Here is a 21634-nt window from a genome sequence, read left to right as displayed (position 1 = left end):
CTGGCGCAACATTTACACCAGCTAAATTGATCGATTCACACCAGTAACATCGCGCCCCGGCCAGTGCTTGGGTACAATTCCACGCTAATTTGATCGAGTATCAGGAACGCTTACATGATCGCTTGCCTGCGGCTGTTATCTGCCCTCTGCCTCGCTGCCTTGCTGGCGGCTTGCGCCAGCTCGCCCTCCTCCAGCCTTGGCGAACTTCCACGGACACCGGATGCCAGTATCGAGCAACTGCTTGAGAAGGCCTCCCAAAGCAAATCGCCGGAAGATGCCGCCTTGCTGCGCTTGAGCGCTGCCGACCTGGCCTATCGCCAGGGCAATGCCGGCCAATCCGCGCAAATCCTGCAACAGGTTCCGACCGAGCAGCTCAAGCCGGGCCAACAGATTTTCGCCAACACTCTGGCGGCTGAACTGGCCATGACCCGCAACCAGCCCAAGGCCGCACTGACGGCCTTGAGCCATCCGAGCATGCAACGCTTGAGCGAACTGCCCGTAGAGCAACAGGTCCGCACCGGCACCGTTCACGCCCGCGCCCTTGAAGCCGATGGCCAGACCCTCGCCGCTGCTCGGGAGCGCATTTTCATCGCACCGATGCTAGAAGGTGAAGCCGCGAGCAAAAACCACGAAGCTATCTGGACGCTGATCGCTTCGCTGCCGACCGAGCAATTGCAACCGAACACCACCGACGATCTCGGCGGCTGGATGGCCCTCGCGCTGGCCGTGAAATCCGCCGGCACCCTGGAGCAGCAACAAGCCGCCATCGACAAATGGCGCGCGCAGAATCCGAAACACCCGGCAGCCATTCAATTGCCGCAGCCACTGACCCAACTCAAGGAACTGGCCAGCCAGCCCCTGAACAAGATCGCCCTGCTGCTGCCTCAGGACGGTCCCTTGGCCTCGGTCGGCAAAGCACTGCGCGACGGCTTCATGGCTGCTCACTACCAGGCACAACAGGCCGGGCAGAAACCACCCGCCATCGAGTTCTATGACAGCTCGCGCCTGACCTCCATGGACGAGTTCTACCGCAAGGCCCAGGCCGATGGCGTGCAACTGGTCGTCGGCCCACTGGAGAAGCCGCTGGTCAAACAGCTGAGCGCTCGCCCGCAATTGCCGATCACCACACTCGCGCTGAACTACAGCGAAGGCGATCAGGGTCCGGCGCAGTTGTTCCAGTTCGGTCTTGCCGCTGAAGATGAAGCCCGTGAAGTGTCGCGCCGCGCTCGCGCCGACGGCCTTCACCGCGCAGCCATCATGGTGCCAAAGGGTGAGTGGGGCGACCGCGTACTCAAGGCGTTCAGCCAGGACTGGCAAGCCAATGGCGGCACCATCGTCGCCACCGAACGCGTCGATCAACCGGTCCAGTTGGCCCAGCAGATTGCCGACATGTTCCAGCTGCGTCAGAGCGAAGGTCGCGCCAAGAGCCTGCAAAGCACCGTTGGCTCGCAAGTCGCGGCCCAGCCATCGCGCCGCCAGGACATCGAGTTCATCTTCCTCGCGGCAACACCACAACAGGCCCAGCAGATCAAACCGACCCTGAACTTCCAGTACGCAGGCGATGTACCGGTCTACGCCACCTCTCACGTGTTCAGCGCCAGCGGCGACGTCAACCAGTACAACGACATGAATGGCATCCGCTTCTGCGAGACGCCATGGTTGCTGGACGCCAACGACCCGCTGCGCCGCCAGGTCACCGCCCAGTGGCCTCAAGCCGCCGGCAGCCTGGGGCGCCTGTATGCCATGGGTGTGGACGCCTATCGCCTGGCACCGCGCCTGGGCCAACTCAAGTCTCTGCCGGACAGCCGCATCAACGGTGAATCGGGCAGCCTTGGCATGTCTCAGAGCCAGCGGGTCGTGCGCCAGTTGCCATGGGCCGAGTTCGCCAATGGCCAGGTCCAGCGCCTGCCGGATACCACTCGCTGATGCCTGACAGGTCACGCCAGCAAAGCGGCAGGGATGCCGAGCGCCATGCGCTCGAGCATCTTCAACAACAGGGTCTGCGCCTGCTGGCGCAGAACTGGTTGTGCAAACGCGGCGAGCTTGATCTGGTCATGCTAGATGGCGATACAGTAGTATTCGTTGAAGTCCGCTACAGAAAAAACACTCAATGGGGTGGCGCGCTCGACAGCATCGATGAGCGCAAACGGCAAAAACTGATTTTCGCCGCGCAATATTTTCTTCAGCGCGAGTCGCGCTGGGCCAATTCCCCTTGCCGCTTCGACGTGATTGCCATCGACAGCCACCTCGATCAGTTGAACTGGCTACAGAATGCCTTCGACGGCTGATCGCCGGCAGTGCGAACCGGACACTATCACCGAACACTTTTGCTCTTTGCTTTGCGGGCTGCACATTCATGTGCCGAACAGCCGCGCCACTTAAGGTCACACAGATGGACATGCAATCCCGAATTCGCCAGCTTTTTCAGGCCAGTATCGACACCAAGCAACAGGCGATGGAAGTACTTGCACCGCACATCGAGCAAGCCAGCCAGGTCATGGTCAACGCCCTGCTCAACGAAGGAAAAATGCTTTCCTGTGGTAACGGCGGCTCTGCCGGCGACGCCCAGCACTTCTCGTCCGAGCTGCTCAATCGCTTTGAGCGCGAGCGTCCGAGCCTGCCGGCCATCGCCCTGACGACCGACAGCTCGACGATCACCTCGATCGCCAACGACTACAGCTACAACGAAATCTTCTCCAAGCAGATCCGCGCACTCGGCCAACCGGGCGATGTGTTGCTGGCTATCTCCACCAGCGGCAACTCGGCCAACATAATTCAAGCGATCCAGGCCGCACATGATCGCGAAATGATTGTCGTAGCATTGACGGGACGTGATGGCGGCGGCATGGCGTCGCTGCTGTTGCCCGAGGACGTCGAGATTCGCGTACCGGCCAACGTCACCGCTCGTATTCAAGAAGTCCACCTGCTGGCGATCCATTGCCTTTGCGACTTGATCGACAGCCAATTGTTCGGGAGTGAAGAATGACCCCTAATCGCCTTGGCCTACTGGCCTTGACCCTGTGCCTCGGCATCAGTGGCTGCACCTCGGTGGTGACTGCCAGCCGTGAAGCACCGATTGAAGATGACCGCGGCACCCGCACACTGGGCAGCAAGATCGACGACTCCCTGATCGACACCAAGGTTGGCGTGAACATCGCCAAGGCTGACCCGGCCCTGGATAAGGACTCGCACATCGTCGTCACCAGCTTCAACGGCGTCGTGCTGCTCGCCGGGCAAACACCACGTGCAGATCTCAAAGCCAAGGCCGAACAGGCCGCCGCCGCTGTTCAGCGCGTGAAGCAGGTGCACAACGAACTGCAAATCCTGCCACCCTCCAGCTTCCTGGCCCGTCAGAACGACACCTGGTTGACCTCCAAGATCAAGGCCCAGATGCTCGCCGATGCCAACATCCCCGGTTCGCGCATCAAGATCGTCACTGAAAACGGCATTGTCTACATGCTGGGCCTGCTGACCAAACAGGAAGCTGCACAGGCGACCAACCTGGTGCAAGGTGTTTCCGGCGTGCAGAAGATTGTGAAGTTGTTTGAGTACATCGACTGACACACGCCACCTGTAGGAGCTGTCGCAGGCTCGGGCCGCGTTCGGACGATCTTTTGATCTTAAAAAACAAAATCAAAAGATCGCAGCCTCGTTTCACTCGACAGCTCCTACGTTTGAAGGTGGTGAAGTAATAAAAAAGGCGATCCTCTCGGATCGCCTTTTTTATTACTTCACCACCTTCAAACTGGGTCGACCGCTTGGACGCGGCGGCTCACTGTCGGGTGGTGGAAGATCGTCATCCGGCTCGATCTCTTCGTCCTCGCCCATCGGCGATTCCAGATCAAACACCATGCCCTGACCATTCTCCCGGGCGTAGATACCCAGGATCGATGCAATAGGCACGTACAAGGTGTGCGGCACTCCACCAAAGCGCCCCTCGAAACTGACCGCCTCGTTATCCATGTGCAAGTGGCGCACGGCCTGCGGCGATACGTTCAGGACGATTTGTCCGTCACTGGCAAACCCCTGAGGCACCTGTACCGACGGATACTCGGAATTGACCAGCATGTGCGGGGTGCAATCGTTGTCCACAATCCACTCATAGAGCGCGCGGACCAGATAAGGTCGACTGGAGTTCATAGCGGCTCCTTAAGCCTTAGCGCATATCGCGTTCGACACCAGACAGACTCGCCTGGAAAGCCTCACGCGCAAACTGGCGCTCCATATAATCAAGCAGCGGCTTGGCCGGCCGCGGCAGTTCTATACCCAGGATCGGCAATCGCCAGAGTATTGGTAGTAGGCAGCAGTCCACCAGACTTTGTTCCTCGCTGAGGAAAAACGGCTTGTCGGCGAACAGTGGCGACACACCCGTCAGGCTTTCGCGCAACTCTTTACGAGCCACGGCACGGGCCGCTTCCTTGGTCCGCGAATCCAGAATCAGGTCCACCAGACCACACCAATCTCGCTGAATACGGTGTATCAGCAGGCGACTGTTGGCACGCGCCACGGGATAAACCGGCAGTAGCGGCGGGTGCGGGTAACGCTCATCCAGATATTCCATCACCACAGTCGACTCCCACAACGCCAGGTCGCGATCGACCAGGGTGGGCAAGCTGCCGTAAGGGTTCACCTCAATCAGTTTAGGTGGCTGACGTCCAGCTTCCACGTAAATGATCTCGGCGCTGACACCCTTCTCTGCCAGTACGATGCGCACTCGGTGGGAATAGTGGTCGGCGGGGTCGGAGTAACAGGCCAACCGATTGGTCACGCCCATGGCGATCCTCCTCGCTTGTAGAAATTATCGAACGCGGAAAAACGAGCGCGCCCAGAGGGCGCCTCCCGTAACGACTGGATAACCAGGCTCGCTACATCTTCAGAGGCGCCCTTGGGCGCGCGCGATTAACAGCAATAGCTTGAAGCTTTATCAGTGCACGTCTTTCCAGTATTCGCGCTTGAGCAGGTAAGCGAAGACGAAGAAGAACGCCAGGTACAACAATACGTACGTACCGATGCGCTGATGTTGCAGCTTAACCGGGTTAGCCGAGTAAGCCAGGAAGGTTACCAGATTCTTGACCTTCTCATCGAACTGCTCTTCAGTCAGAGCACCGCTTTTCGGCACGATGGTCAGTTGATCGCACGCTTCATGAGTCAATGGCGTACCGGTCAGCGGATCAAATTGCTTTTTTCCGCCTTCGACGATCTGAACCTGTTTGCAACCAACCACCTGGCGACCTTGCAGGCCGGCCAGGACGTTTGGCATGCCCACGTTCGGGAAGACCTTGTTGTTCACACCCCATGGACGCGACGGATCTTCGTAGAACGACTTCAGGTAACCGTAGAGCCAATCGGTACCGCGAACACGGGCAACCAGGGTCAGGTCCGGCGGCGCGGCGCCAAACCAGGCCTTGGCGTCCGCCGGCTGCATGCCGATGCTCATGTGGTCGCCGATCTTGGCGCCAGTGAACATCAGCTTCTCCAGCATCAACTCATGGGGAATGCCCAGGTCGTCGGCAACTCGCTCATAGCGTTGGAACTTGGCACTGTGGCAACCCATGCAGTAGTTGGCGAACGTACGTGCGCCATCCTGCATGGCTGCTTTATCGGAAACGTCGATGTCGACTTTTTCGAGCTCCGGGCCACCGTGCTCAGCTGCGAAAGCGAACACTGGCAGCGCAGCAAGCATCAATACAGCAAATAGTTTTTTCATCAGCCAGTCACCCTTTCCGGAACCGGTTTGGTCTTCTCGAGCCGGGTGTAGAACGGCATCAGAATGAAGTAGGCGAAGTACAGGAAGGTACATACCTGCGACAGCAACGTACGCTCAGGGGTTGGAGCCAATACGCCCAGCACACCCAGGATCACGAACGCGATGCAGAACAACCAGAGCCAGATCTTGCTCAGCCAGCCTTTGTAGCGCATCGACTTGACCGGACTGCGGTCGAGCCATGGCAGGACGAACAGCACAGCAATGGCCGCGCCCATGGCGATCACACCAAGGAGCTTGTCCGGAATCGCGCGCAAGATGGCGTAGAACGGGGTGAAGTACCAGACCGGAGCGATGTGCTCTGGGGTCTTGAAGGCGTTCGCCACTTCAAAGTTCGGCTTTTCGAGGAAGTAACCGCCCATTTCCGGGAAGAAGAACACGATCGAGCAGAAGATGAACAGGAACACCACCACGCCGACGATATCTTTCACGGTGTAGTACGGGTGGAAGGCAATGCCGTCCAGCGGTATGCCGTTTTCGTCCTTGTGCTTCTTGATGTCCACGCCGTCCGGGTTGTTCGAGCCGACTTCGTGCAACGCCAGGATGTGCAGTACCACCAGACCCAGGATAACGATCGGCAGGGCAACCACGTGCAAGGCAAAGAAACGGTTCAGGGTAATACCGGAAATCAGGTAGTCACCACGAATCCACTGGGTCAGGTCGTTGCCGATGACCGGGATCGCACCGAACAGCGAGATGATTACCTGGGCACCCCAGTAGGACATCTGACCCCACGGCAGCAGGTACCCCATGAAGGCTTCGGCCATCAGCGCCAGGTAGATCAGCATGCCGAAGACCCACACCAGCTCACGCGGCTTCTGGTACGAACCGTAGAGCAGGCCACGGAACATGTGCAGATAGACCACGATAAAGAACGCCGACGCGCCGGTGGAGTGCAGCAGACGCAGGATCGAGCCGTACTCGACGTCGCGCATGATGTATTCGACGGAGGCAAACGCCTCTTCCGCCGACGGGTTATAGCTCATGGTCAGCCAGACGCCGGTAACGATCTGGTTGACCAGAACGAGCAGCGCCAGGGAGCCAAAGAAATAGAAGAAGTTGAAGTTCTTCGGAGCGTAATACTTGCTGAGATGGTCTTCCCACATCTTGGTGGCGGGAAAGCGTGCATCAACCCAATCCATGAATTTGCTCATCACGCCTTCTCCGTATCGACGCCAATGACAATGATGTCGTCGGTCTCATAGGAATGCGGGGGAACTGGCAGGTTCAAAGGCGCAGGTTGCGACTTGTAGACGCGACCAGCCAGATCGTAGTGGGAACCGTGGCAAGGGCAGAAATAACCGCCTACCCAGTCTTTCCCCAGATCCGCAGGTGCCACTTCGGGACGGAAGGTCGGCGAGCAACCCAGGTGCGTGCAGATACCGACCAGCAGCAGAACCTCAGGTTTGATCGAACGGGTTTCCGGATCAACGTAAGTCGGTTGTATCGAGTTCTTGGAGGTCGGGTCAACGAGCTGGCCCTCGATCTTCTTCAGATTCCCCAGGATTTCCGGCGTACGGCGGACGATGAACACCGGCTGGCCGCGCCACTCAGCAATCATCTGCTGGCCTGGCTCGACTTTGCTGACATTCACTTTCACCGGTGCACCTGCGGCTTTCGCCTTGGCACTGGGAAACCATGACCCCACGAACGGGACCGCAGCCCCCACCGCTCCTGCAGCACCCACCACGGATGTGGCTGCTACCAAGAAGCGACGCCGGCCTGCATTCACGCCGTCATTGCTCATTCAGTCCTCTCCCATCAGCTTTGTGGCCTGTTAAATCAGGCATCTACTAAGTAAATCTATGTACTTATAAAAATTTTGCCGAATGGTAATGAAAAGCCCCAATTCTGACAAGGTAATTACCGGAGCCCATCACCCCCAAGCCTTGTAGTATAGGGCGTCTGCGGATGTGGCAAGTTGTCACAGCGCAATTCTTCGATAAATCGCAGACACAAAAAAAACGCCCAGCTCCGTGAGGAAACTGGGCGTTCTTTTTTGAACGTGAAAGCGAATTAACGCTTCGAGTACTGCGGACGCTTACGCGCTTTACGCAGACCGACTTTCTTACGTTCAACTTCACGAGCATCGCGGGTTACGAAGCCGGCTTTACGCAGGGCGCCGCGCAGAGTCTCGTCGTAATCCATCAGAGCGCGAGTGATGCCGTGGCGGATTGCGCCAGCCTGACCACTTACACCACCGCCGATCACGGTGACGTAGATGTCGAACTTCTCGACAGTCTCAGTCAATTCCAGCGGCTGACGAACTACCATGCGGGCAGTTTCGCGGCCGAAGAAATTATCCAGCGAACGGTTATTGATGGAGATGTTACCAGTACCCGGACGCAGGAAAACGCGTGCGGTTGCGGTCTTGCGACGGCCAGTGCCGTAATTTTGAGTCGCCGACATAATGTACTATTCCGTTAAAACTTCAGTTCTTGGGGCTGCTGAGCAGTATGTGGGTGTGCAGCGCCCGCATAGACTTTCAGCTTACGGTACATGTCGCGACCCAGCGGGTTCTTAGGCAGCATGCCTTTGACCGCGGTCTCGATCACGCGCTCAGGGGCCTTGGCGATCAGCTTTTCAAAGTTGATCGACTTGATGCCGCCCGGGAAACCGGAGTGGGAGTAGTACATTTTGTCAGTGGTTTTAGCACCGGTAACACGGATCTGCTCAGCGTTGATTACGACGATGTAGTCGCCGGTGTCAACGTGAGGAGTGTACTCAGGCTTGTGCTTGCCACGCAGACGGCTCGCGATTTCGGTGGCCAGACGACCCAGGGTCTGACCAGCAGCGTCGACGACAAACCAGTCGCGCTTTACTGTTTCCGGTTTAGCAGTAAAAGTTTTCATTCTTTATAGCCTCAGGGGCCGCCCTGTAAATTAGACGGCGGATCTTACTGAATAGTGCGTACTTTGACAAGTCAAAGGCAGCCGGATACAGACGCTTTCGGGGGCTCGGGTCGGCGCGTCCGTTCAACGGCAAGATTCTTCGGCGGCGGCGCATCACTTCCACTGCAGAAAGAGGTGCGCAATTATGCAGATTGCGAAAAATAATTCAACCTGCTTTTATGATTGTTTTGCCCAAGGAGCACCCGATGGACTATCGCCAGCTAGGCCGAACCAATCTGAACGTGAGTGCCCTCTGCCTCGGAACCATGACCTGGGGCGAGCAAAACAGCGAGGCAGACGCCTTCGCCCAGATTGAGCGGGCCAAGGGCGCCGGGATCAACTTCATCGACACCGCCGAGATGTACCCGGTACCACCCAAGGCCGAAACCTACGCCACCACCGAACGCTATATCGGCAATTATTTCAAAAGCCGCGGCGACCGCGCCGACTGGATCCTGGCCAGCAAAATCGCCGGCCCCGGCAACACCATCGACTACATCCGCGATAAAAACCTGCGCCACAACCGCCGGCACATCACCGAAGCGGTGGACGCCAGCCTTCAGCGCCTGCAGACCGATTACATCGACCTGTATCAATTGCACTGGCCGGAGCGCAGCACCAATTTCTTCGGGCAACTCGGCTACAAGCACAAGATCGAAGCCAACCTGACCCCGCTGGAAGACACCCTCGAAGCACTGGACGAGCAGGTCCGCGCCGGCAAAATCCGCCACATCGGCCTGTCCAACGAGACGCCGTGGGGCACCATGCGCTTCCTGGCCCTGGCCGAAGCCCGGGGCTGGCCGCGCGCCGTGTCGATCCAGAACCCGTACAACCTGCTCAACCGCAGCTTTGAAGTCGGCCTGGCGGAAATCGCCATCCGCGAGCAATGCGGTTTGCTCGCCTATTCGCCGCTGGCGTTCGGCTTCCTTTCAGGCAAATACGAAGGTGGTGCCCGCCCGCCAAAAGGTCGCCTGAGCCTCTACAGCCGCTTCAGCCGCTATTTCAACCCGCAATCGCAAGCGGCCTGCAGCCGTTACGTGGCCCTGGCTCGCGAGCACGGCCTGGACCCGGCGCAAATGGCCCTGGCGTTTGTGACGCAGCAGCCGTTCGTGACCAGCAACATCATTGGCGCGACCACGATGGAGCAACTGGAGAGCAACATCGCCAGTTTTGATCTGAAATTGTCGGAGGAGGTACTGGAAGGGATCGAGGCGATTCACAACGATCATCCGAATCCGGCACCTTGATTGATTCATAGACCCCATCGCGAGCCTGCTCGCGATGACGGACGATCAGTCGCCGCGAATCAAAGCGACCGCGCAATAATCTCCTTCATGATTTCATTGGTCCCGGCATAAATCCGCTGCACCCGCGCATCCGCCCATGCCCGCGCGATCGGGTACTCCCACATGAACCCGTAACCGCCGTGCAACTGCACACACTCGTCGAGTACCTTGCATTGCAGATCGGTGCCCCAGTACTTGGCCATCGCCGCCGTTGGAACGTCGAGCTTGCCTTGCAGGTGCAGTTCCAGGCAACGGTCGACGAAGACCCGGCCGATCTGGATTTCCGTGGCCATCTCCGCCAGCTTGAACCGGGTATTCTGGAAGTCCGCGATCGACTTGCCGAACGCCTTGCGCTCGCGGGTGTAGTCCAGCGTCCATTGCAGCGCCGCTTCAGCTGAAGCCAGCCCGCCTATGGCCACCGTCAGGCGCTCCTGGGGCAACTCCTGCATCAAATAGGCAAAGCCCATCCCGGCCTGGCCCAGCAGGTTTTCCTTGGGCACACGCACGTCCTGGAAGAACAGCTCCGAGGTGTCCTGGGCTTTCATCCCGACCTTCTCCAGGCGCTTGCCCTTGTCAAAGCCCGGCGTATTAGCCTCCACCAGAAACAGACTGGTGCCCTTCGCACCGGCCTTCGGATCGGTCTTGGCCACGACGATCACCAGATCGGCCAGGTAGCCGTTGGTGATAAATGTCTTGGAACCGTTGATCACGTACTCATCGCCATCGAGCACGGCCGTGGTTTTCACCCCTTGCAGATCGGAACCGGCGCCCGGCTCGGTCATGGCGATCGCGGTAACCATCTCGCCGGACACCAGTTTCGGCAGGTATTTATGCTTCAGAGCCTCACTGCCGTAATGCAGGATGTACGGCGCCACGATGTCCGAGTGCAGGGAAAAGCCGATGCCGGTCAGACCCAGACGCCCCACCTCTTCGATCACCACCGAGCTGTAGAGAAAGTCCGCCCCCAGGCCACCGTACTCTTCCGGCAAGTGCGAACAAAGCATCCCCGCCTCCCCCGCCTTGTTCCACAGTTTGCGGTCGATATAGCCTTGTTTTTCCCATTGCCCATGGAACGGCACCGCCTCTTTTTCGAGGAACGTTCGCACGCTGTCGCGGAAAAGCTCGTGCTCGGAACTGAACAGGGTTCTGGGGATCATGCGACACCTTTTCTTTGTAATTAGAGGGAATTGATCTTCAGAGCCTAAGCCTCGCTTCCGATACTGGACACTGGACACATCCGACAAAAAATAAGACGATCCAGCCGTCTGGTGACCACTTCCCCCTATAAAAATAAAGTTGAATTATGTCTAACCAAGCCTCCACGCCATTGCGGCGCGTCAGCATCCTGGCCATTGATCGGGTTTTCGCTTCCACCCTCATGCAAGCCAAGGATTTCTTCCACCTCGCCAGCCTGCGCTACGGCAAACAGCTGGGCCAGGGCCTGACACCGGCGTTCGAAACGCGCCTGGTCAGCCCCGACGGCAAACCGGTCAACACCTTCAGCGATGTGCTGATTCCGGTGGATGGCGGACTGGAAAACGCCGACATCATCGTTCTTCCCGCGTTCTGGGACGATTTCGAGAGCCTTTGCAAACGTTACCCGCAAGTCTTGCCCTGGTTGCGCCAGCAACATGCGCGCGGTGCCGTACTGTGCGGCGAGGCCACCGGTGTTTTCTGGCTCGCTGAAGCCGGGCTGCTCAACGGCAAGGAAGCGACAACCTACTGGCGCTTCTTCAATGCCTTCGCCGAACGCTTCCCCCAGGTTCAACTCAATCAGGACAAGCACCTGACCGACGCCGACAACCTGTACTGTGCTGGCGGTACCACCTCGGCATGCGATCTGTACATTTACCTGATCGAGCGCTTCTGCGGTGCCAATGTGTCCCAGGCCGTTGCGCGGGACATTCTGTATGAGGTGCAACGCAGCTACGCGCCTGGACGCATCGGGTTTGGTGGCCAGAAGCTGCACCAGGACGTGATCATCCTGCAGATCCAGCACTGGCTCGAAGAACACTTCGCCGACAAGTTCCGCTTCGAAGACGTCGCCCGCGAACACGGCATGAGCATCCGCAACTTCATGCGCCGCTTCCAGACCGCCACCGGCGACAAGCCACTGCATTATCTGCAGCGCCTGCGCATCGAAACCGCCAAGGGCTTGCTGTCCGCCAGCCGCAAGAGCATCAAGACCATCAGTTACGAAGTCGGCTACGACGATGCGAGCTTCTTTGCGCGACTGTTCCGACAGCACACGGAGTTGTCGCCGAATCAGTATCGGCAGCAGTTTCAGCAGGCTGCGTAGCCGAACACCAACCGAATGTGGGAGCGAGCCTGCTCGCTCCCACATTGAATCTTGCGCCGGCCACGCAGTTCTTTCGCTGTGCATTTTCCTACGGAAAAAGCGGAATACAGAGTGCCGGAGAACCCAACCCTGCCCACAGACGCAGCCCCTTGAAAACTTCAACATCTTCCCTGCAAACACCATCAGGGAAGATCACCCATGACTATCGGATCAAGCTACAACTACCCTTCATACATCGCCAAGGAGGCCACCCGAACAAAGCGTTCGGCTAAAAACAAATGGGCGGCTCGATTTCCCAATCCGCCGGATTTGTGCTTTGACTATCGTGCCCTGGTAGAACAGGAAAACGGCATCGCCAGGGCAACTGACCCGCAACATAAAATCTGCATCATCGGCGCCGGTGTCACAGGCCTGACCGCCGCCAGAGAACTCTATCGCTGCGGCTTTACCCATATCACCCTCATTGAACAATCCAGACGCATCGGCGGCAGGCATCTGACCGTTCCCGGTAGCCGAAACTCGGCAGCAAGCCATACACCATTTGAAATGGGCGCCATGCGCATGCCCTTTTTCAACCGGGCGGATGAGCCACCGACAGAGGGTCGGTCGCTGATGGCTTACTACGCCAATCAATTTGAATTGGCGTTTTCAGACTTCGCCAACCCCGGTAGCCAATGGGTTAACTCGACAGGCATCTATCTCCGGGAGGGCAGCATGGGCGGCGGATCGGCGCCGCAAATGTTGATATGGAAAAACAAAGACGGCGTCACACCGCCTCCCGGTGATGAATTGCAAAAGGTTTATTCCAAGTGGAAGGCCTTTGCCGATCGCATGACCCGCCACGTTGCTGAGCTCTATGCGAGCCAGGGATGGGAAGCCATTTGGGCTTCAATCGTTGAAAAATACGAGAGCGTCTCGTTCCGCGACCTGGTCAGCATGCCAGCACTGGAAGCTTGGGATGGCCACTCAACCGGGGATTTCGGCGGAATGGGAATGTCTGCGCAAGAGTCCGCAATTTTTTACGCGATAGGTATAGGCGACGGTAGCTGGGGAGCTTTTTACGACGTCTGCTGCCTCTACCCTCTGCGTACCGCGATTTTCGGTTTCAGCAGCCAATTGCAACTGATCCATGGTCGAGTGGACTCAAACGGCGATCCACTGGATTCGCCCTACCTGAATAGCGAAGCCGTTTTTGACTCAATGGGGCAGAGTTTCGACAGGCCCCGCTACATCGGCCTCGCCGCGCTGGACGAATGCCTGCTGTTTGTGAAAACCGACGAAACCGGAAAGTCCTTCTACGAACATTGCCTCGAAAGAAGCAATGGGCTTCTCACCGACTCATCCGTCACAAAACTGGAAAAGCTGACCAATCAAAAAATACGTGTCCATTACAACTGGAAACACAGTCAACCCGAGCAAATCCAGGAGCAATTTGATGACTTTGACTCGGTCATCATGACACTACCCTCCTGGCTGATTGAAACTCGAATCAAGCTCGAAAATTTCACCCGGGAGATGCTGCCTTTCGAGACGATTAACGCCTACAAAACCGCACACTGGGAAACCAGCTGCAAAGTGTTTGCACCGCTGAAAAAATCATTTCTCTCGAAAAGCAAAAACATCCCGCAAGCCATCGTAACCGACAGTTTTATCCACGATGTCTATACCTACCGATACAACGACAATTACAGCTATGACTGCATCCTGCTGAGTTATACCTGGGAAGATGACGCAACCAAGCTCGCCTCACTCAGCGATAAAGAGTTGGTATCAAAATGCGCCGAAGAGCTGGATCGCATACTCATGAACTCTGCCAACGTCCAGGAAAAGATCTCTCCCTACATCAGCATCGATCAAGCTGTGGTTCAGCGTTGGATCACTGATAAAAATGCTCTGGGCTGTGCCAAGCTTTACCGACCGGGTACCTACTACGATGCCGTCGGCCTGATGAAGTACAACCGGGACCTTGCTCATATATCAGGCTTGTATTTGTCCGGCGAGTCATTTTCCGTCGATGCAGGTTGGACGGAGCCATGTTTTCGCGGTGCTGTCGATGCAGTGATTCATATCTGCAACAAAACTGCCGCGACCTTCAATGGCGGATTTTCCTTGAGCGACTACCCGCACTACCAAGTCAAAATCTGATCACATCCCCGTTCCAGAGCCATGCACGCAATACATGGCTCTACCTCTCGCGCCGGCTACCCACTGCCATCAAACATCACTCTGATCCATTTTCGGACAAGGACTACGACCTAAACGGAAATAGCTGACTTACACCCCATTCCTGATTCCCCTCTTATACACACGCCATTTAACAGTTTGAAAAACAATAAAAAGAGGAACGACGGAATGACTGAGCCAACAAGCCCTGTTCGTGTAGCAGTCGTGCAATTTGATCCACAAGTCGGAATCGAGAAATGTGTAGGTAATCTGCGTCGCAGCCTGGAGTTGGCGCTTGAAGCGGTAAACGGCGGTGCGAATCTCATCGTTCTGCCCGAGCTTTCCAATACCGGCTATTTCTTCAGCAATCGACAGGATGCCTTCGCCCATGCCGAAGCGGTTCCCGACGGGCCAAGCGTGCAGTGCTGGATCGACTTCGCCCGCGAACACAACGTTTACCTCGTGGCCGGTCTGGCCGAACGCGACGGCATGCGACTCTTCAACACCGGCGTTCTGGTGGGACCAGACGGATTTATCGGCAAGTACCGCAAAGCCCATTTGTGGAATCTGGAGAAGCTCTGGTTCACCCCCGGCGACCTGGGTTTCCCGGTTTTCGACACACCGATCGGCCGCATCGGGCTATTGATCTGCTGGGACATCTGGTTTCCGGAGGTGCCACGGATCCTCGCCCAGCAAGGCGCAGACATCATTTGCAGCCTGAACAACTGGGTCTGGACACCGCCGCCGCTGTTCGACGATGCCGGTAAGTGCATGGCGTCGTATCTGACGATGACCGCCGCTCACGTCAACAACGTGTTTATCGCTGCCGCCAGCCGGATTGGCGAGGAGCGCGGCGCGCGCTACCTGGGTTGCTCGTTGATTGCCGGAACCAACGGCTGGCCGATTGGCGCCGTGGCTTCGGCAGACAGGCAGGAAATCCTGTTTGCCGATGTTGACCTGACCAGCTCCCGCAGTGCGCCCATCTGGAACAACCTGAACGATCTGCATCGCGATCGCCGAGCCGATCTTTACGATCAGATGCTCGGCTACACCCAACACCCTTGCCTCCCACGTTGATCAGGAGGCCTATCCCATGGAAGTTACAACCGACAAAAACCAACAATCGCGCAAATCACCGATTGATACAGCCGTCGTCCTGCTAATGATCGGCGCGACACTGCTGATCGTCTGGCTTTCTTTCAGCAACCGGACTTTCTGGGGAGCGCATTGGCCCGGGTACGGCGACATGGTATCGCTGCTACCCGAACCGAGTGCCTGGTTGCGCTGGGTGTTAGGCGACATCAGCGAGGTGGCTTTCTACAAGCACGAGTTCGCCTCGATCGGCCTGCTGGCGGGCGCTTATCTGGCTTACTGGGCGAATCGAACGGGGAAATCCTGGCAAGGGTTTGCCATCTCCTATGGAACGGGACTTTGGCCCTGGCTGGTCACCAGTTCGTTGCTCGGGCTGCTGCTGAGCAATCTGCTGTGGGGCTGGACGGTGACAGCCACAACCTGGCAACCCACATTCGTTGCATTCGTCTCGCTGCCAGCGGCGATGGTGCTGATGTTTGGCGGAGGCTGGAGGGTCACGATCAACGGCGCACTCATGGGCGCCGTACTCGTCACACCAATGTGCCTGCTGATCGTCAACTACGTGTGCCAACCGTTGGCCTTGCCTGCAGTGATTGGCAATGTGCTGGGCATGGCGGTTGCCAGTGTCCTGGCGTTTCTGTTTTGCCGCTATTGGCCGAACCTGGTGAAATCCAGGTCGTCGCAAACGCCACCCGCCTCGATCGCCCCCGCCAAGGCTCCCGATTATGGCGTCATCTGGAGCCTGCGTCGGATTCTGGCGGACTTTTCCGAAGCACCGTTCTTCGGCAATGAGCTGGCCAGCCTTGGCCTGATACTGGGTGCATTGCTGGCGTACAGCTTGAACCCTTCAAGCCCCGCGTACGGATCGGGCCTGTTGCTGCACATCATTGGCGCGCAGGCATTGGCCTCGGCCATCGGCGTGCTGATCTGGCGTAAACAATGGATGCTGCGCGGCTGGTATCCCACTTACATCCCGCTGGTTTCAGTGGTGCCCGCGGCGATCCTGGCCTATGGCGGCAGCTGGCAGATTATCGTCTCGAGTGCACTGCTGGGGGCTTTGCTCGCACCACCGCTAGCCTGCGTGATTGCCAGGAAATTACCGGCCGACATGCACGCCTACATCGCCAATGTACTGTCGATGGCCATCAGTACACTGCTGATCGTGCCGCTGATCGGTTTTCTGATCGCTGATTAATGCCCCAGCCATTCGGCTGTATCGCGGCCTCAAAAGCGGATACAGCCACTTTTCATTACAATCAAGCGAGGTATCCCATGGACCTGCCCAAACTGTCCATCGCGGCACTTGGCGGCACGGTAAGCATGCAAGCGAGCAATGCCGGTGAAGGCGTCATCCCGACCGTCAGCGGCGAAGCCCTGCTGACTTCCATACCGGAACTGACGACACTGGCCGGAGTCACCGTCGAGACCCTCGGCCTGCTGCCCAGTGCCTCCCTGGATTTCGAGTTTTTGCTGAACGTATTGTCCTGGGCTGAGTTTCAGGTCAAACAGGGCGCCGTTGGGGTCGTGATAACCCAGGGCACCGACACCCTCGAAGAGGCCGCGGTGTTTTTGGATTACCTGTGGCCCTACGACACCCCCTTGGTGCTGACCGGTGCAATGCGTTCAGCAGCGCAACCAGGTGCCGATGGACCGGCCAATATGCTGGATGCATGTCGCGTTGCCTTGGCGCAGAACAGCCGGCAGCGCGGTGTCCAGGTCGTGATGAACGGACAGATTCATCAAGCGTGCAGCGTACGCAAAACCGATTCGCTGGCATTGCAGGCGTTTTCCTCTCCGGTCGTGGGGCCCGCAGGCCTACTGTTGGAAGACCGTGTTCGCTACCTGCGCCCGCCAGGGCCACGCACGTTGTTACCGCTGCCGCAACAGACCACACAGAAGGTTGCGCTGCTTGAGGCCTCACTTTCGGCCGACACCCTGCTACTGGAAAACATTCTCGCACTCGATTACGACGGGCTGGTGATCGGCGGTTTCGGCGCCGGCCACATCTCGCAGCGCTGGGCGACAATGATTGAGCATATTGCCGAACGAATCCCCGTGATCATTGCGACCCGAACCGGCTCCGGCTCCACCGCACGTGCCTCTTACGGTTTTGGCGGTGGTGAAATGGACTTGATCCGCAAGGGGGCATCAATGGCGGGTTTTCTATGTCCGCGAAAAGCCAGGATTCTGCTTTGGCTGCTGCTTGGTTGCCAACGGCAACACGAGCTTGCGCAGTATCTCAACGAAGACATTTGACTTCAAAACAATGTACAAACCTGTGGGCGGAGGAATTGCGCTGACAAAAAAGGCCTGCATTTGCAGGCCTTTTTTATTTTCCGAATCGTCCTACGGCTTGTGCGCCCGGGCCAGGAATTCGTGGGATTGCATTTCCAACAGACGACTCAGGGTACGCTGGAATTCGAAATTCAGGCGACCGCCGGTGTACAGATCCTTGAGCTCGACTTCGGCAGAAATGATCAGCTTCACGTTGCGGTCGTAGAACTCATCGACCATGTTGATGAAGCGTCGGGCGATGTCGTCGGTGGTGACGCTCATCTGCTCGACATCGCTGAGCAACACAGCGTGGAAGATCTTGCCCAGCTCGATGTAGTCGTTCTGGCTGCGCGGGCCGTCGCACAGTTCGCGGAAGTTGAACCAGGCCACGTCATCGCAGGTGCGCAGGGCGCGAATTTCACGATTTTCGATCATCAGCACGTCATCTTCGACCGCTGCCGTGCATTCCGGCGTCAGCGCACGGAAGCTCTTGCGCAGGCTTTCGTTGGCGGCTTCGTCGAGCGGATAGTGGAACAGCTCGGCTTGTTCCAGGTGACGCAGTCGATAGTCGACGCCGCTGTCGACGTTGACGATCTCGGTATGCTGCTTGATCAGCGCAATGGCCGGCAGGAAGCGCGCGCGCTGCAGGCCGTCCTTGTACAGGCCGTCCGGCACGATGTTCGAGGTGGCGACCAGGGTCACGCCGTTCTTGAACAGTTCTTCCATCAGGGTGCCGAGGATCATGGCGTCGGTGATGTCGGAAACGAAGAATTCATCGAAGCAGATGACCCGGGCTTCAGTGGCGAAGCGCTTGGCAATGATGGTCAGCGGGTTTTTCTCGCCGCCCAGGGTTTTCATCTCTTCGTGCACGCGCTTCATGAAGCGGTGGAAGTGCGTACGGGTCTTTTCCTTGAAGGGCAGCGCTTCGAAGAAGGTGTCCACCAGGTAAGTCTTGCCGCGACCTACGCCGCCCCAGAAATACAGGCCCTTGACCGGGGTCTGATCCTTCTTGCCAAACAACTTGCCCAGCAGGCTCGGCTTGTTTTGCTCGGCCGCGACCAGGTCGTCGTACAGGCGCTGCAAATGACGCACGGCGGTTTCCTGTGCGGCATCATGGAAGAATTCCGGGCGTTTCAGATCAGCTTGATATCGTTCTAGGGGCGTCATAATTCGTTAGCAAGGCAACAAAAACGGGCCGACACTGTAGCGACGGCCCGGAGGAATGGCAATCGGCCCTTGGTCGGGCCGAGCCGTTGATTATTCCTGAATCGGTGTCAGGGCAATGCGCAAGGCCTCGATGGCCGCGTCGCGTGCGGCGCTGTCGGCGAAGGTCGGGCTGTCGGCAACGCACTGACCTTCGAGCCAGACGTTGAAGCACTGTGCTTCACTGCGCACGTCCAATGCCTGTCCTGATTGCAACTGCTTGGTCACTTGACCTGCGGTCTTGCCGTCGGCGAAGTTGCGCGACAGCAGCAATTGCTCACCATCGGCGGCCAGCAGACGGAAGCGGAAACTGCCGTCGTCTTCGCGGAAGCTGACAAAACGTGCAGCTTTTGCAGCTTTCTTCCTGGTGGTCGCCGCCACTTGCGTCTGGGCAACGAATGAGCGCAGGCCCACCGCTTCACGCAGTTCGTTGAGGAAAGGTGTCGCTACCGCTCGGGCCTTTTTCGCGCCGTGTTGCAGGATGTCTTCCAGATCCGCCGGGCGCTCGATCAACAGGTTATAACGCTCGCGGGACTCGCCCAATTCGTTGTCCAGTAGCTGGAACAGACGATTCTTCGCCTCGCCCCAACCCAGACCCTGCAACAGTTCGCTGCGGAACTCGTCGGACTGCGCCGGGGTGGCGAACGCCTTGAACAAGGTGAACAGGTGCGAATTGTCCGGATCCTTGGCTTCGCCCGGCGCGCGGGAGTCGGTGACGATCCGCGAAATCGCGTCCTTCATCTCTTTGGCGCTGCTGAACAGCGGGATGGTGTTGTCGTAGCTCTTCGACATCTTGCGACCATCCAGGCCCGGCAACGTGGCGACGCTCTCTTCGATCAACGCCTCGGGCATGGTGAAGAACTCTTTGCCCTGGCCAAACAGGTGGTTGAAGCGCTGACCGATGTCCCGCGCCATTTCCACGTGCTGGATCTGGTCACGACCGACCGGCACCTTGTGCGCGTTGAACATCAGGATGTCCGCGGCCATCAGCACCGGGTAGCTGTACAGGCCCATGGTGATACCGGCATCCGGGTCTTCGCCGGTCTCGACGTTCTTGTCCACCGAAGCCTTGTAGGCGTGAGCGCGATTGAGCAAGCCCTTGGCCGCAACGCAAGTCAGCAGCCAGGTCAGTTCGGGGATTTCCGGGATGTCGGACTGGCGGTAGAAGGTCACGCGGTCGACATCCAGGCCACCGGCCAGCCAGGTCGCGGCGATTTCCAGACGCGAGCGCTGGATGCGCAGCGGGTCATCGCACTTGATCAGGGCGTGATAGTCGGCCAGGAAGTAGAACGAATCGGCATTGCTGTCACGGCTGGCGACGATCGCCGGCCGGATGGCGCCAGCATAGTTGCCCAGATGCGGCGTGCCGGTGGTGGTGATGCCGGTGAGGATACGGGTACGAGTCGTCATGGGTAATCGCTTGTCAGACTGCAATCAATTCGAGAGACGCGGCAGGATCAGATCCTTGAGATCGGTCAGCTTGCCATGAAAAAAGTGTCCGCATTCTGCCACTTTCAGCAGCTCATGGGGACGTTCGAGCTTGTCGGACCATTGGTAAACGACTTGCGGATCGATCACTTCGTCGGTTTCCGGCTGAATCAGGGTCAGTTCGCCGTGCTGCGGCAGTTGATCCTGGTCGCCGAGGCGCATGACCGCTGGCGCGACCATGAACAGGTGCTTGAGCTGCTCGCCCCTGGCCTCAAGGCGCCCGCCGAGACTTGCTGCAACAAATCCACCGAAGGAGAAACCGAACAGGGTCAGCGGCAATTCCGGGTGTCTGGCGCGAAACCATTCGGCGACAGCCTGGGCATCATCGACTTCACCAGTGCCCATGTCGTGGGTGCCTTCGCTGGCACCGACACCACGGTAGTTGAAGCGCAAGGTGATCAGACCGGCATCACGCGCGGTGCGCTGCAGGGTCGAGACCACTTTGTTGAGCATGGTGCCGCCCTGCACCGGGTTTGGATGGCAGATCAGCGCCAGGCCACGCGGCTGCTCGTTGTCCAGGTACAGTGCTTCCAGTTGACCGACCGGGCCGTCAATCACTACAGGGGTTTCACGCATAAGCAAGGAAGGAACTCCGTGACCTCGAATAAGGTCGACTCGTCTAGCAAATTGTCTGTGGCTGTCTATCGCGAGTGAATCGCGGTATACAGCGCAGGTTCGAGCCGTTAACGTAAAGCAAAGCCGTTTATAGAGGAAGGACTCGTGGAACACTCGCTCTTAGTTTGGTTGTTACCGACTCTTGCCCTGGTTGTGGGTGTCGCCATTGGGTTTCTGATCGCTCGCCTTGCGCCGAATGCCGCGCCTAACCGCACGCAGCGTCAGCTGGACGATATTCAGGAACGTTTCGACAGTTATCAGAACGAGGTGGTGACCCACTTCAACAGCACAGCGACACTGGTCAAGAAGCTGACTCAGAGCTATCAGGAAGTGCAGGACCATCTCGCCGAGGGTGCCAACCGCCTGGCCCTGGACGAACAGACTCGCCAACGCCTGCTGGCCTCCCTGCATGCCGACGCAGCGCAGGCTCCACGGGAACGCCTGACGCCGCCACGCAATCAGGAGCCGCCACGCGACTACGCACCGAAAACCCCGAACTCGCCGGGCATGCTCGATGAGCATTACGGCCTGAAGAAGTAAGCAGCTTTCGCGCATAGCA

22 protein-coding genes are annotated in these 21634 nt (G+C 58.1%); 11 read left to right on the top strand and 11 right to left on the bottom strand.

The annotated features are described in order from the left end of the window. The first annotated feature begins 114 nt into the window (after positions 1 to 114). From KW849_RS00585 to KW849_RS00570, 4 genes are all read left to right on the top strand, one after another. On the top strand, positions 115 to 1926 hold the full coding sequence (locus KW849_RS00585; RefSeq protein ID WP_218426749.1) for a penicillin-binding protein activator: 1812 nt from the start codon (positions 115 to 117) through the stop codon (positions 1924 to 1926). After that, positions 1926 to 2288 (top strand): YraN family protein, encoded by a 363-nt coding sequence (locus KW849_RS00580; RefSeq protein WP_218426747.1) that lies wholly within the window; start codon positions 1926 to 1928, stop codon positions 2286 to 2288. Before KW849_RS00585 ends, KW849_RS00580 begins: the two co-directional genes overlap by 1 nt. Before the next feature lie 104 nt (positions 2289 to 2392). Continuing rightward, positions 2393 to 2986 (top strand): phosphoheptose isomerase, encoded by a 594-nt coding sequence (locus tag KW849_RS00575; RefSeq protein ID WP_007972584.1) that lies wholly within the window; start codon positions 2393 to 2395, stop codon positions 2984 to 2986. Beyond that, a complete protein-coding gene (locus KW849_RS00570; RefSeq protein ID WP_108214909.1) occupies positions 2983 to 3561 on the top strand; it encodes a BON domain-containing protein in 579 nt (192 codons plus the stop codon). Before KW849_RS00575 ends, KW849_RS00570 begins: the two co-directional genes overlap by 4 nt. Positions 3562 to 3726: 165 nt before the next feature. Here the strand turns inward: KW849_RS00570 and KW849_RS00565 are convergent, their stop codons facing one another. The 7 genes from KW849_RS00565 to rplM form a co-directional block, all read right to left on the bottom strand. Further along, positions 3727 to 4140, bottom strand: a complete 414-nt coding sequence (locus KW849_RS00565; RefSeq protein ID WP_085715923.1) for a ClpXP protease specificity-enhancing factor — start codon at positions 4138 to 4140, stop codon at positions 3727 to 3729. 16 nt (positions 4141 to 4156) lie between these two features. Beyond that, complete coding sequence (locus KW849_RS00560) at positions 4157 to 4774, bottom strand: glutathione S-transferase N-terminal domain-containing protein (protein ID WP_007972581.1); 618 nt, start codon at positions 4772 to 4774, stop codon at positions 4157 to 4159. 150 nt (positions 4775 to 4924) lie between these two features. Further along, the gene (locus KW849_RS00555) at positions 4925 to 5707 is read right to left on the bottom strand and encodes a cytochrome c1 (protein WP_218426745.1); all 783 of its coding nucleotides are present in this window, start codon (positions 5705 to 5707) and stop codon (positions 4925 to 4927) included. Then, positions 5707 to 6918, bottom strand: coding sequence for a cytochrome bc complex cytochrome b subunit (locus tag KW849_RS00550; RefSeq protein ID WP_108214907.1), 1212 nt, complete (start codon positions 6916 to 6918; stop codon positions 5707 to 5709). Before KW849_RS00550 ends, KW849_RS00555 begins: the two co-directional genes overlap by 1 nt. Beyond that, positions 6918 to 7511: a ubiquinol-cytochrome c reductase iron-sulfur subunit gene (gene petA, locus KW849_RS00545; protein ID WP_108214906.1), complete on the bottom strand. Its 594-nt coding sequence runs from the start codon at positions 7509 to 7511 to the stop codon at positions 6918 to 6920. The genes KW849_RS00550 and petA overlap by 1 nt, the downstream gene beginning before the upstream one ends. Before the next feature lie 269 nt (positions 7512 to 7780). Beyond that, on the bottom strand, positions 7781 to 8173 hold the full coding sequence (gene rpsI / locus KW849_RS00540) for a 30S ribosomal protein S9 (protein WP_003205364.1): 393 nt from the start codon (positions 8171 to 8173) through the stop codon (positions 7781 to 7783). Between the two features lie 14 nt (positions 8174 to 8187). Then, positions 8188 to 8616 carry a 50S ribosomal protein L13 gene (gene rplM, locus KW849_RS00535; RefSeq protein WP_007917032.1) on the bottom strand — a complete coding sequence of 143 codons (429 nt, stop codon included), beginning with the start codon at positions 8614 to 8616 and terminating at the stop codon, positions 8188 to 8190. 245 nt (positions 8617 to 8861) lie between these two features. On the opposite strand from rplM, the gene KW849_RS00530 reads away from it, so the two are divergent. After that, the gene (locus tag KW849_RS00530) at positions 8862 to 9902 is read left to right on the top strand and encodes an NADP(H)-dependent aldo-keto reductase (protein ID WP_218426743.1); all 1041 of its coding nucleotides are present in this window, start codon (positions 8862 to 8864) and stop codon (positions 9900 to 9902) included. A gap of 59 nt (positions 9903 to 9961) precedes the next feature. Here KW849_RS00530 and KW849_RS00525 read toward each other — a convergent pair whose 3' ends face one another. Beyond that, positions 9962 to 11098, bottom strand: coding sequence for an acyl-CoA dehydrogenase family protein (locus KW849_RS00525; RefSeq protein WP_218426742.1), 1137 nt, complete (start codon positions 11096 to 11098; stop codon positions 9962 to 9964). 221 nt (positions 11099 to 11319) lie between these two features. Here KW849_RS00525 and KW849_RS00520 point away from each other — a divergent pair, with 221 nt between their 5' ends. The 5 genes from KW849_RS00520 to KW849_RS00500 all read left to right on the top strand — a co-directional run bounded on the left by KW849_RS00520 (position 11320) and on the right by KW849_RS00500 (position 17751). Continuing rightward, positions 11320 to 12240, top strand: a complete 921-nt coding sequence (locus KW849_RS00520) for a GlxA family transcriptional regulator (RefSeq protein ID WP_177413320.1) — start codon at positions 11320 to 11322, stop codon at positions 12238 to 12240. A gap of 198 nt (positions 12241 to 12438) precedes the next feature. Continuing rightward, positions 12439 to 14385, top strand: coding sequence for an FAD-dependent oxidoreductase (locus KW849_RS00515; protein ID WP_218426740.1), 1947 nt, complete (start codon positions 12439 to 12441; stop codon positions 14383 to 14385). A 207-nt stretch (positions 14386 to 14592) separates the two neighbouring features. After that, positions 14593 to 15480 (top strand): nitrilase family protein, encoded by an 888-nt coding sequence (locus KW849_RS00510; protein ID WP_218426738.1) that lies wholly within the window; start codon positions 14593 to 14595, stop codon positions 15478 to 15480. Positions 15481 to 15496: 16 nt separating this feature from the next. After that, positions 15497 to 16690 (top strand): hypothetical protein, encoded by a 1194-nt coding sequence (locus tag KW849_RS00505; protein ID WP_218426736.1) that lies wholly within the window; start codon positions 15497 to 15499, stop codon positions 16688 to 16690. 77 nt (positions 16691 to 16767) lie between these two features. After that, entirely contained in the window at positions 16768 to 17751 is a 984-nt protein-coding gene (locus tag KW849_RS00500) for an asparaginase (protein ID WP_218427853.1), read from the top strand. Between the two features lie 90 nt (positions 17752 to 17841). Here the strand turns inward: KW849_RS00500 and zapE are convergent, their stop codons facing one another. The 3 genes from zapE to KW849_RS00485 all read right to left on the bottom strand — a co-directional run bounded on the left by zapE (position 17842) and on the right by KW849_RS00485 (position 21036). Further along, the gene (zapE, locus tag KW849_RS00495; protein ID WP_218426735.1) at positions 17842 to 18936 is read right to left on the bottom strand and encodes a cell division protein ZapE; all 1095 of its coding nucleotides are present in this window, start codon (positions 18934 to 18936) and stop codon (positions 17842 to 17844) included. 90 nt (positions 18937 to 19026) lie between these two features. Beyond that, a complete protein-coding gene (locus KW849_RS00490; protein ID WP_218426733.1) occupies positions 19027 to 20382 on the bottom strand; it encodes a tryptophan--tRNA ligase in 1356 nt (451 codons plus the stop codon). 24 nt (positions 20383 to 20406) lie between these two features. Continuing rightward, entirely contained in the window at positions 20407 to 21036 is a 630-nt protein-coding gene (locus KW849_RS00485; RefSeq protein ID WP_218427850.1) for an alpha/beta hydrolase, read from the bottom strand. A gap of 144 nt (positions 21037 to 21180) precedes the next feature. On the opposite strand from KW849_RS00485, the gene KW849_RS00480 reads away from it, so the two are divergent. After that, a complete protein-coding gene (locus tag KW849_RS00480) occupies positions 21181 to 21615 on the top strand; it encodes a ZapG family protein (RefSeq protein ID WP_218426731.1) in 435 nt (144 codons plus the stop codon). The last annotated feature ends 19 nt before the right edge of the window (positions 21616 to 21634 follow it).

Origin of the sequence: Pseudomonas sp. PDM26 (assembly GCF_019219185.1) — a bacterium.
Taxonomy (GTDB): Bacteria; Pseudomonadota; Gammaproteobacteria; order Pseudomonadales; family Pseudomonadaceae; genus Aquipseudomonas.
The sequence above is the reverse complement of the archived record's forward strand: the minus strand, read 5'-3'. Positions and strand labels throughout refer to the sequence as shown.

Excerpts from the sequence above, each read along its gene's own strand:
- KW849_RS00585 (WP_218426749.1), top strand. The coding sequence starts at position 115 with ATGATCGCTTGCCTGCGGCTGTTATCTGCCCTCTGCCTCGCTGCCTTG.
- KW849_RS00580 (WP_218426747.1), top strand. The coding sequence starts at position 1,926 with ATGCCTGACAGGTCACGCCAGCAAAGCGGCAGGGATGCCGAGCGCCAT.
- KW849_RS00575 (WP_007972584.1), top strand. The coding sequence starts at position 2,393 with ATGGACATGCAATCCCGAATTCGCCAGCTTTTTCAGGCCAGTATCGAC.
- KW849_RS00570 (WP_108214909.1), top strand. The coding sequence starts at position 2,983 with ATGACCCCTAATCGCCTTGGCCTACTGGCCTTGACCCTGTGCCTCGGC.
- KW849_RS00565 (WP_085715923.1), bottom strand. The coding sequence starts at position 4,140 with ATGAACTCCAGTCGACCTTATCTGGTCCGCGCGCTCTATGAGTGGATT.
- KW849_RS00560 (WP_007972581.1), bottom strand. The coding sequence starts at position 4,774 with ATGGGCGTGACCAATCGGTTGGCCTGTTACTCCGACCCCGCCGACCAC.
- KW849_RS00555 (WP_218426745.1), bottom strand. The coding sequence starts at position 5,707 with ATGAAAAAACTATTTGCTGTATTGATGCTTGCTGCGCTGCCAGTGTTC.
- KW849_RS00550 (WP_108214907.1), bottom strand. The coding sequence starts at position 6,918 with ATGAGCAAATTCATGGATTGGGTTGATGCACGCTTTCCCGCCACCAAG.
- petA (WP_108214906.1), bottom strand. The coding sequence starts at position 7,511 with ATGAGCAATGACGGCGTGAATGCAGGCCGGCGTCGCTTCTTGGTAGCA.
- rpsI (WP_003205364.1), bottom strand. The coding sequence starts at position 8,173 with ATGTCGGCGACTCAAAATTACGGCACTGGCCGTCGCAAGACCGCAACC.
- rplM (WP_007917032.1), bottom strand. The coding sequence starts at position 8,616 with ATGAAAACTTTTACTGCTAAACCGGAAACAGTAAAGCGCGACTGGTTT.
- KW849_RS00530 (WP_218426743.1), top strand. The coding sequence starts at position 8,862 with ATGGACTATCGCCAGCTAGGCCGAACCAATCTGAACGTGAGTGCCCTC.
- KW849_RS00525 (WP_218426742.1), bottom strand. The coding sequence starts at position 11,098 with ATGATCCCCAGAACCCTGTTCAGTTCCGAGCACGAGCTTTTCCGCGAC.
- KW849_RS00520 (WP_177413320.1), top strand. The coding sequence starts at position 11,320 with ATGCAAGCCAAGGATTTCTTCCACCTCGCCAGCCTGCGCTACGGCAAA.
- KW849_RS00515 (WP_218426740.1), top strand. The coding sequence starts at position 12,439 with ATGACTATCGGATCAAGCTACAACTACCCTTCATACATCGCCAAGGAG.
- KW849_RS00510 (WP_218426738.1), top strand. The coding sequence starts at position 14,593 with ATGACTGAGCCAACAAGCCCTGTTCGTGTAGCAGTCGTGCAATTTGAT.
- KW849_RS00505 (WP_218426736.1), top strand. The coding sequence starts at position 15,497 with ATGGAAGTTACAACCGACAAAAACCAACAATCGCGCAAATCACCGATT.
- KW849_RS00500 (WP_218427853.1), top strand. The coding sequence starts at position 16,768 with ATGGACCTGCCCAAACTGTCCATCGCGGCACTTGGCGGCACGGTAAGC.
- zapE (WP_218426735.1), bottom strand. The coding sequence starts at position 18,936 with ATGACGCCCCTAGAACGATATCAAGCTGATCTGAAACGCCCGGAATTC.
- KW849_RS00490 (WP_218426733.1), bottom strand. The coding sequence starts at position 20,382 with ATGACGACTCGTACCCGTATCCTCACCGGCATCACCACCACCGGCACG.
- KW849_RS00485 (WP_218427850.1), bottom strand. The coding sequence starts at position 21,036 with ATGCGTGAAACCCCTGTAGTGATTGACGGCCCGGTCGGTCAACTGGAA.